Here is a 9,898-nt window from a genome sequence, read left to right as displayed (position 1 = left end):
GCTCTGTCCCAGACCTCCGGAGGAAGGCAGCCCACACTCACCCACGACAAGTCGAGCTTCCAGGCAGTGGGGTGACGGAACGTCACATATGAGGCATGATGGGCGCGTGTGCCACGCCTGCTACCTCTGTCGACCACTCATATGCCACCATGAGTGATGGCTCACCCACAGGCACGGAACAGTGACGGAGTGAAACCGGATATATGGAAACTCGTGGGTTTTTGTTGCGGCACGGATGTCATCTTCTCAGTTCCTCAGTGAGCCCAGTCAGGGATTCCATCCTTCGTGCCAGCGCTCATACAGCTGGAGCTGCCCGAGATCAGGCGCCCTCTCGTTGGCGTCGCGCACGGCATTGAATGGCTTGCCGCGCTCGAGGTCTCGATCTGTTTCCTCGGTGCTGTCATTGTGCTTTGCGACATCAGCTAAATGATCCGAAATGCAGGTTGCAGGTCCCTTCCAAGGTCATGCCGCATCTGATCTGACCCGAACCTGCTGAACGAAAAAGGGACTACGCATGCCTACGCAGGCCAAGGAAATATTCGAGGCGCAGAGCAAGAGTGTCCGCGAGCTGCTGTCTGACAATGGCCTGGGCCTCTACCTACCGCCCTACCAGCGTCCGTACGGCTGGGGCAAGGACAAAGTCGAGAAATTGCTCGACGACACCCTGCATGGCCTCAAGAATCTAGGTGAGGCGCCGGACAGCTTCACCTTCTTGGGGACCGTCATCACCATTCATGACGTCAACCACGTCACGGTGAAGCCAATCGTCAAGCCCGAGGTCCCGTCCAAGGTCCTTACCGTGATCGATGGGCAGCAGCGTTTGTCGAGCCTTCTTATCCTGCTTGTCGGCCTGCACAACCTCATTCGTCAGCGTGCATGGAAGGTCTTCAAGGGCAACGAGCCGGATCCGACCGACAGTGCTCGGATTCAGCTCTACTCGGAAACGATCAACGTCCTGCAGATGCTTGGGGCGTCGTTCTACGAGCGAAAGAACTTCGGAAGTACGCCGATCTACCCGCGTCTCATTCGAGCCTTCGTGGATCAGTGGGCAAAGACCGATAAGCTCAAGCTGTACGAGTCGCCGATCGCCAACCTTATCTACAGCTACTCGGTGCTAGCCGACGATGAGAAGCCGACTTCTAGGCCCACGGACTTCAGGCCGAAGCCGCGACCGAACGCGGGCGAAGGCGAAGGCGATCTCATCAAGAGGTTCAACGAGATCCGTACGGCGTTGACCAAGCTAGTGCAGCAAAAGCCTATCGAGGAGCTGGAGGATCTACCGCCGCTAGCAACCCTCGCTACCAACATCGAGTTCCAGCGTGCGCTCTTCAACCACGAACTCGACCCTGAATTCTGCAGTTGGATGGGGCAGTTGCAGGACGAGCCCGAGGCTGAGCTGATGCGACTCGTCATGTTTGCTGCCTATAGCTTGAACCGCATCGCTCTGACTGTCGTGCAAGGCAAGGACGAGGACTACGCCTTCACGATCTTCGAGTCATTGAACACCACGGGCGAGCCTCTAACCGCCTTCGAGACCTTCCTCCCTCGGGTGGTCATGGCAACGAAGATCGAGGACTATCAGGGATCGGACGCATATGCGTACATGAAGGCGGTTCAGGGCTACCTCGACCGTTTCGACGTCGGAGATAAGCTTCAGAACGCAACACGAGACCTGCTCGTCACTTTCGCGTTGGCAGAGACCGGGAAGAAGCTCTCCAAGCGTCTCCCAGATCAGCGGGTCTATATGCGCGATACTTTTGAACGCCACAAGGACTCCGCCGATGACCGGAGCGCGTACCTGCGCCACCTAAGCGACACGGCGGCCTTTATCGGGAACACTTGGGAGCCTCTGCCCAACACTTCTCGTACGCTACCCGGGCTAGAAGCGACCGTCATGACGGACACAGTGAAGTTGTGTCTGGGCTTCCTTAACGCGCTCAATCACACCATTGCTATCGCGCCGCTCGTGCGCTTCTACTCCGAGGCTGTCCACGCGGACGAAGGGGAAGCGAAGACCAAGCGCATCGCCGAGTTCGAGAATGCGATCAAGGCAATCACTGCCTTCACGGTCTTCTGGCGAGCAACGCGTCGCGGCACGGGCAACATCGATAGCCAGTACCGGGCGGTCATGGCCGGAGACTCGCTCACAGGGATGGGACCGCTCGCTCGGCAGTGGGAATTTCCCGATGCATCTAAGCCTGATCCGACCGTTGACGCTGAGCTGCTGAAGAAGGAGCTTGCGGCGCGTTTGACGCACCCGAAGCACGGCGCCATCCCAAACTTGGCTTCCTTCCTGGCAGATGCTTCAGCGTTGCCGCTCTACTCAATTAGCCGCCCGCTGACCCGTTTTCTTCTCCTGGCTGCATATCACGACACAATTGAAGATCCGGAGAATCCGGGGCTGATCGTCCAAGGCAAGGCGGGGCTCGCCTCGTGCTTCACTGCAGATGGTTGGGAGGACGAGACACACCTCACGATCGAACACATCGCGCCGCAGCAGGCCACGAGTGGGTGGGATCAGGAGTTCTACAGCGAGAAGGAGACCGTCCACAAGCTGGGCAATCTGGTCCTGGCACCGGGCGCCGCTAACACGTCCCTTAGCTCGCGGCCTTGGACCGAAAAGAAAGTCCTGTATGCGGCACTCGGTGCCAAGACGGCCGACGAGGCCAAGTCGATCCTCAACAGTTCGGGCTTGACTTTCGCGCAGACGACTGAAGATCTAGTGGCCATGCAGCGTTACCTCCCACACTTGCGAGCACTGGGGCAGCGTGAGGACGAGTGGAATCCGACGTTCATGGATCAGCGTGCAGACGTCCTCCTACGTCTGGCCTACACACGACTCAAGGGCTGGCTCGGCTTGGAGCTGTCTGACTCCAGCACTGATCTGGTGGTCCAGGTGGAGGATGTGGATTCCGAGAACGATGAGCTCGACGAGAGTGAGGATGCCGGGGGAGCGGTTGGAACGGCGTAGCCTCACTGGCCAATTGGGCGGCGTTACCCACAGGACGGATGATATTGAGGTCTAAGGGCTGTCCCGTAACTGATCAGCCCGGTTACGGATGCGCTGATCTCGGTATCGCTCGCTCGTTCGTTTAAGCGGCCAGGAGGAGGTTATGGAGGCGTGCGATGCCGAGCATGGCGTAGTGCACGCCGCTGCCTTTGAGGCGGCAGTCGCGGAGGATCTTCCACGTCTTCATACGGGCGAAGGCGTGCTCGACGCGAGCTCGAACCTGCTTATGGCTGTGGTTGTGTTGCTTCTTCCACTCGCAGAGGTCTCCGCCGGCTGCGCGGCGGTGCGGGATGACCAGGCCGGTGCCCTGGTAGCCGCCGTCGGCGATCGTTGTGGTCGCGCCGACGGCGGCCTTCGCCCCGGACTCCTCCCACGCCTTGCAGCCGTTGCGGTTGCCTGGCACTGGCACGCCGACGGCCACGACGAGGCGGCTGTCCGCGTCGATGACGACCTGGTGGTTGGTCGAGTACCTGTAGTTCTTGGATCGCTCGGCGATGCTGTGGTCGCGAGTGGGTACCAGGGTGCCGTCCACGATGAGCACAGTGTCCTTGCGGAACCGCTGCCGCTGCTTGAGGCTGAGTAAGGGGCCGATGTGGTCAATGATCCGGTCGGCGGCGGACTTCGAGACACCGAAGAGCGGGGCCAGTTGGCGCAGGGTGAGGTTGGTCCGCCAGTAGGCGGCAACCAGCAGAACCCGGTCTTCCAATGGCAGCGACCACGGGCGGCCAGGCCGCATCGAGTCCGCGCCCTCGCGGCGAAGCTGGGTGAGCAAAGTCCGGAACGCACGCGGACTCAGTCCCGTGAACGGGGCTATCCAGGAGGACTCCGACGCCGTGATCACAGCAGCCATGGCTGTGATCATTTCACTGTGCTGCGGAAGGCGCTTAGGTTCACGAGCCCTCCCTGCCGCCGGCGAGACGGCGACGCCACCAGAGGTCGGAGCGCCACTGACGTTGATCAGCGAACGGATCCGGCAGAGTACGCTGGAGGTACGCGGCGTCCAGGGAAGCCACCCGACGCCTCAGTTCCTCGCGAGCACCCGCCGGCAGTTGCTGCAGTACCTCATCAAGGACGTCCCGCGCGTGCCGCACATCGTCAAAGGAACACCCGCGACACGAGCACTCCGCATCCTGCGGGTACAGGGAGCCGCGTCCTGGCGATAGCGCAAAGGCTCGGTATCGTCTCAACGCTCGGTCTGTGGCGCCGGGGTACACGTAGTAGTCGGTTGAGAGCCTCTCGACTCGATGTATCGCCAGGCTGGCGCGAGTTGAAAGCCAGTGGATCCGACTTGGCGGCGGATCGCTCCAGGTACGCGGGCCATGTCGGTGGTCGGCGCGGAGCCTGCCGGGCCGTCTACGCGGCATCGGCCTTTCGGTATGCGGTCATGGACGCCATCATGCCAGCAACCCTGAGTAGCGGGACAGCCCTTAGCTCCGTACGCCGAGGCATGAACGGCTGGCGGCTGGGCTGGCGCGACCGCCGGAGGGGTCGGCGCTTCGGTAGCAAGCCTGGTCCTGGACCCGCGGCGCAGCCTGAGGCTGGCGCGTGCCGGCCTCGTGGGCGAGGGCATGGGAGAGATCTGCCAGCAGCGAACTCGGGGTGTGCGGGGACGCGGTGATGGCCAATGGGCCGGTCCGGACCGGGGCTGGCCCAGATGGTCCAGGTGGCCACGTTCTGGTTCGGGCGTTGTGCGGTGAAGGCGTCGAAACAGGACACCTGCGTCCCCGCGGGGGATGTCCAGAGGAACCACCTCCCCCCTCCACGGTGTGCTTCCATCTCGCGTTGGAGAGCGGCTGGGTGGCCGCGGTGACCATCTTCTCGTCTACCGGGGCACCTATGGGCGTGTCCCAGCCGTCTCCGCCGGCGAGGTGGACCAGCAGCTCCTCCAGCACCGGGGCGGGGGTAGCGCCGGTCGCGGTGAGGACCCACATGCGGTCGGAGACGGGTGTCTCGTAGGCGGCTACGGTCCATGCGGTCTCGTGTGCCGAGGTCTCGTGGACGCGCTGGCGACGACCGTGAGGCGGCCCTCTGACCTTCCAGAATCGGGATCCACCTGGTTGTCGCTGGAGCTGTGGGACGGCTGTGGGATTTTCCAGACCCATGAACGGTGGACGCTCATGCGTCCCGGTGGCCCGGACGTGGCGTCTCACACCATCTTCACAGAGCCGCAACCCCTCGCGGAAACAATCCCGGGCCGACTTGGTGTTGATGATCTCCGAGCCGAGGAGGGGGAGGTGTCGGGCCTGAAGCTGTTCCACACGACGAAAAGCGGCTTGACCGAGGTGGTGCCGCGACTTGCTGAGGCCGAGGCGGACGTGCAGGGCCTCGTCGAGGCACATATGGAGACCCTGCTGGGTGTGAGATTCCTGGCGAGCGAGTTCAACACGGGACCGGTTCACGGAGGGCGGATCGACTCGCTCGGCCTTGATGAGAACGAGTCCCCGGTCATCGTCGAGTACAAGCGGGGCGTCGACTCGGGCGTCATCAACCAGGGCCTGTTCTATCTCAGCTGGCTGATGGATCACCGGGCGGAGTTCGAGCATCTGGTCCGCGACCGGCTCGGGGTTACGGCCGCGGCACAGGTGCTGTGGAGCAGCCCGAGGCTGATCTGCATCGCCGGCGACTTCACCCGTTACGACGTGCACGCCGTGCGCGAGCACTGGCGCAGCATCGACCTGGTCCGTTACCGACTCTTCGGCAGGGACCTGCTCGGCCTTGAGACCGTGGCCTCCGTCAGCGGCAGGTCACCGGCCGTACGACGGGTGCGCAGGCGGTCGACCGTACTGGCCGTGAAGGACGGCCAGAGCGCGGCGCTGGACGAGCTGTCGCAGGCACTGGATGAGACACTGCTCGGTCTCGGGGACGGCGTGCACCGCATTCAGCGCAAGACGTACCGGGCGTATCAGCGCCTGCGGAACTTCGCGTGTGTCTGTCTGCCTCAGAAGACCAAGCTCCTCGTCTATCTCAAGGCCGATCCGAAAGAGGTCGATCTCGTTCCCGGGTTCACCCGGGACGTGACGGGGCTCGGCCACCACGGGACGGGCGACCTGGAGGTGCAGCTTCGCACCCTCCGGGATCTGGAGCGGGCCCAGGATCTGTTCCGCATGAGCTACGCGGCGGCGTGAAACAGCACGGGCCGTTTCCGGACGCGTTCCATGCGTCGATTGATGGTCGTTTCGGTGATGCCTCTCGACGTACGGACAGAGGATGGCAGTGGACCACCAATCATGCGCGGGATCGCCGGTTTGGCTAACCGGCGATCCCGCGCATGTTGCACCGCTTGGCAGCCTGTTCTGTTCTGTTCTGCTGCTCGAGGCGTAGACGAAGTTCCGCAGGATCAAAGGCCCTCGCTACAGAACAGCCTGGGTGGCGGCAGCCCGCGCCCTTCCCTGAACGGTTCACTTACACGCCCCGCAAAGGCGCGATCGCACCCTTGCGTACATCCGTTCGAGGGGTCAGGGTTTCAGGGCACCACGGCACGTCATCAGCCCCTTCGGAGGAAGCGAGCGAGGACGATCATGGCGAGGCAGGAACAGTCCAGCGCTACCGGCGACTCGGGTCTGCTCATCGCGGTCGAGTATCTGGCCCGTGTGCAAGACCGGTTCGATACCCAGGAGTCCGACCCGACCGGCACCTCTGCCGGCGACGACGGAGAGAACCGCGACGGCCTGAACCACCCCGAGGCGTAGGTCGGCCGCCGCTCACCGAACCAGGGCCCGTCGTGAGGCGCGACGGGCCCGGCCCGTCGTTTCCCGGAGGACATGTGCAACACCAGCTCGTTCACGCCATTGAATCCGCGCTCGGGTGGGATGGCCCAGCACCGATGGGTTCGGCCTTCACCCGGGGCCAGATCCCGGACTTATCTCTTCTTCCGCGGTTGTTGACTCCGACCCGGCTGTTCGACACGGTGATGCGCCGCAGCCTGTCGAACCCGCAGTTTCGCGTGTTCCAGAATGGGCGCGAGCTGCACCCGGGCGAGTACTTCACCGACACGGTGACCCGGCGTGGGCAGGGCATCCGCTTCGCGAACATGACACGGCTGGCAGCCCTGTTACGCGAGGGCTGCACCCTCGTCCTCGACGAGCTTGACTTCTTCGACGCCACCATGGAGGCCGCCTGCCGGGCTCTGCAGTGGTGGTCGCACGAGCTCGTGCAGGTGAACGCCTACCTGACGACACAAGAAGCAGCCGGGTTCGCGCTGCACTGGGACGACCACGACGTCGTGATTGTGCAGATGGCCGGCGAGAAGTCCTGGGAGGTCCGTGGGCCGTCACGACCCGTGCCGATGTACCGGGACGCCGAACCCAATAACACCCCGCCGGAAAAAGCGGTCTGGACGGGCACGCTGCGAGCGGGGGACGTCATGCACATCCCCCGCGGGCACTGGCACCAGGCCACCCGCACCGACCGCGGTGAGGGGTACAGCCTGCACTTGACCTTCGGGTTCGTGAAGCGCACTGGGGTGAACTGGCTGACGTGGCTGGCCGACCAGTGCCGGCGCGACGAGGTGTTCCGTACCGACCTGTACCGCTGGGGCCCCGCCCAGGCGCAGGCCGATCAGGCCGCTGGGCTCGTCTCCGCGACCGCCCGGCTGATGGAGCAGTTCTCACCGGCCGCATTCCTCACCGCCCGCGAGCAGGAACGCCCGGCGGCCCGGCACGTGCAGAGCGCTGGCCTGTTCGGGCCGCCGGCCTCGCTGGTGTGCGTGACCGAGTTTCCGCCGCTCCTGGCGCTGGACGGCGACCACGTAACCGTCACGGCCACGGGCAAGCGCCTCACGTTCCACGGCAAAGCACTGCCGGCGCTGCGGATGTTCCTGTCCGGTGCGCCGGTGGACATCGAGCAGGCGGGCATCGAGACCGGCATCGACACAGGCGGACTCGCCGACATCCTGATCCGGGAGGGGCTGTGCGCGGAGCTGACCGACGAATTGCGCTCGGGCTATACCGGGCTGGTCCCACCCGCCCTGTCCTCGAACGAGCCCTAGAAGTCGGTGTCACCGCCCTCGATACGGCCTACAACTACGGTCGGTTCGAGGGACACCGGACGCTCGCCACTACGGCCGACGATCTGTTGCCCCGGTTCGAGGTGGCCACCAAGGTCGGGTACTTCCCTAACGGGCACAGTCTCGCGCCAGGTCGGCTGCGCGCGGCGGTCGAAGAGACAGCGCAGGCGCTGGGACGGGTGCCCGACACCGTGTTGGTGCACAACCCCGAGCACGACCCGGCTGGCCTCGCTGCGGCGTGCGAGGCGCTCACCGCCTGCCAGGCCGACGGCCTGTGCCGCGCCTGGGGGATCACGACATGGAATCCCCTGCCGCTGTTGCGCGTTGCCGCCGAGGCGCAGGCCCGGCCGGACGTGGTTATGGTGCGCGCCGGGCTGGCGGTCCCCGGCCCGGTCCTCGACGCCGCCGAGCACTTCGCCCAGTCGATAAGAGCGGGCGAGGTGTGGGGTATGGCACCCTTTGCGGGCAACCCGTCAGACCCCGTCTGGTCCGGCCTCGACACCCGCCTCTTCCTCGAACCGGGGCAGGGGCCGGTATCGAGCGTGCAGGCCAGGCTCGCCGCAGCGTTCGCCGTCCCCACCGTCAGCAGGATCGCCGTAGGCACCACCCGCCCGGACCACCTCACCGAGCTCGCCGCCGCCACCCGCATCGCGGCCAGCGCCGAGACGGTCCACGCATACCGCGCCCTGCTGAGAGAGCGGGCCGGCGCACGCGGAAAGGAAGCCGCACGTGCAGCCCACCATGGATGACCTCTCCACGATCGACCACCAAGACGTCCTCGCCGAGGCGGAGAAGCGCACAGGCATGGTCCTGGACCGCAGCCGCGCCCACTACTCCCGCTACAACGGCACGGCCGGGTTCCCGACGTCGGCGGGCACGTGGCTGCGGCTGGCCTGGGTCAAGCCCGGTAGCTTCAGCGCCCAGTCCTGGACGGGGCTGGAGGCGTCCGTCGCGATCGACGGGGTACCCCGGCCCCAGTGGTTCGCTGGCGCGATGTGGCACGACGCCGACCGCGGCGTCGTATGGCGGGCCGACGAAATGAGCCTCGCCACCGCGCCGGCGCTCTCGCCGACCGGCACCATTAACCACGACCCGGCCCTGCCGGACGCGTGGTGGACTCACCTGCGCACGGCGCTCGGCAATCTGGCCCGACACGAGACATCCCGGGTATGCGTCCAGCAGAGCCATCTCTCCCGCCGGATCGCGGAGGTCTACGGCGACGAGATCGACACCACGGTGCCGCAGTGGGCCTGTGCGCACGGGGACCTCGGATACGCCAACCTCACTGCCGCCCCCCTCACGCTCCTGGACTGGGAGGACTGGGGACAGGCACCCGTCGGCTGGGACGCGGCCTGTCTATGGTCTGCCTCCCTGCCGGTGCCGGCCCTGGCGGACCGTGTCCTCGACGAGTTCGCCAACGTCCTCGAAACCCGAGCCGGTCGGCTCTCCCGGCTCATGCTCTGCGCGAACGTCACACGGGCACACCGACGGACGGGGAAGGCGGGGCCGCTGACCGCCGCCGTGGAAGCCGCGGCGCCTGCACTGATCACTGCCCTGACGTGAGCGCCGAGGTCAGCCTCGGCGAAGTGATGTGTACCCGCGCCTGCCTGCGGTCTAGGCTCCTGAGCAGTTCGGCCGTGACCCGGCCGCGTGCCGCAGTAGGGCTGTCCATGCGGGGACCTCGGACACGCCAAGCCTACGGCCGCCCCCTCACCTGGGCACCTGCGGATCGAAATGCATCATGAAACTCGAATAGGCAACACCTCCGAATCGGAAGCTGGCGCTTCGGTGGTTGCGTACGCAGCTGCGTACGCACTGCGGCGAGCCTTTCGGCCTGCTATCTCGAAGGGTCGCGTGCGGGCTTCAAGAACGGTTATTGTGGC

Annotated in this window: 8 protein-coding genes; 6 read left to right on the top strand and 2 right to left on the bottom strand. The window is 65.0% G+C overall.

All coding sequences use genetic code 11. The features are described from left to right. Positions 1-514 precede the first annotated feature (514 nt). Positions 515-2,971: a DUF262 domain-containing HNH endonuclease family protein gene (locus tag ABZ079_RS09940; RefSeq protein WP_356938912.1), complete on the top strand. Its 2,457-nt coding sequence runs from the start codon at positions 515-517 to the stop codon at positions 2,969-2,971. 121 nt (positions 2,972-3,092) lie between these two features. Here the strand turns inward: ABZ079_RS09940 and ABZ079_RS09935 are convergent, their stop codons facing one another. Together ABZ079_RS09935 and ABZ079_RS09930 are read right to left on the bottom strand one after the other, a co-directional pair. Further along, complete coding sequence (locus tag ABZ079_RS09935; protein WP_356938911.1) at positions 3,093-3,860, bottom strand: transposase; 768 nt, start codon at positions 3,858-3,860, stop codon at positions 3,093-3,095. A 577-nt stretch (positions 3,861-4,437) separates the two neighbouring features. Beyond that, the gene (locus ABZ079_RS09930; protein WP_356939003.1) at positions 4,438-5,112 is read right to left on the bottom strand and encodes a DUF317 domain-containing protein; all 675 of its coding nucleotides are present in this window, start codon (positions 5,110-5,112) and stop codon (positions 4,438-4,440) included. A 132-nt stretch (positions 5,113-5,244) separates the two neighbouring features. On the opposite strand from ABZ079_RS09930, the gene ABZ079_RS09925 reads away from it, so the two are divergent. From ABZ079_RS09925 to ABZ079_RS09905, 5 genes are all read left to right on the top strand, one after another. Next, positions 5,245-6,135, top strand: a complete 891-nt coding sequence (locus tag ABZ079_RS09925; RefSeq protein ID WP_356938910.1) for a DUF5655 domain-containing protein — start codon at positions 5,245-5,247, stop codon at positions 6,133-6,135. 393 nt (positions 6,136-6,528) lie between these two features. Beyond that, positions 6,529-6,699 carry a hypothetical protein gene (locus ABZ079_RS09920; protein ID WP_356938909.1) on the top strand — a complete coding sequence of 57 codons (171 nt, stop codon included), beginning with the start codon at positions 6,529-6,531 and terminating at the stop codon, positions 6,697-6,699. Positions 6,700-6,773: 74 nt separating this feature from the next. After that, positions 6,774-7,997: a cupin domain-containing protein gene (locus ABZ079_RS09915; protein ID WP_356938908.1), complete on the top strand. Its 1,224-nt coding sequence runs from the start codon at positions 6,774-6,776 to the stop codon at positions 7,995-7,997. After that, positions 7,919-8,764 carry an aldo/keto reductase gene (locus ABZ079_RS09910; RefSeq protein WP_356938907.1) on the top strand — a complete coding sequence of 282 codons (846 nt, stop codon included), beginning with the start codon at positions 7,919-7,921 and terminating at the stop codon, positions 8,762-8,764. The genes ABZ079_RS09915 and ABZ079_RS09910 overlap by 79 nt, the downstream gene beginning before the upstream one ends. Beyond that, positions 8,745-9,578 carry an aminoglycoside phosphotransferase gene (locus tag ABZ079_RS09905; RefSeq protein WP_356938906.1) on the top strand — a complete coding sequence of 278 codons (834 nt, stop codon included), beginning with the start codon at positions 8,745-8,747 and terminating at the stop codon, positions 9,576-9,578. The genes ABZ079_RS09910 and ABZ079_RS09905 overlap by 20 nt, the downstream gene beginning before the upstream one ends. Positions 9,579-9,898: the final 320 nt, after the last annotated feature.

The organism is Streptomyces sp. NPDC006314, from assembly GCF_040613075.1.
Classification (GTDB): domain Bacteria; phylum Actinomycetota; class Actinomycetes; order Streptomycetales; family Streptomycetaceae; genus Streptomyces.
Note: the sequence above shows the minus strand (reverse complement) of the source record. Positions and strands in the feature narration are given on the sequence as shown.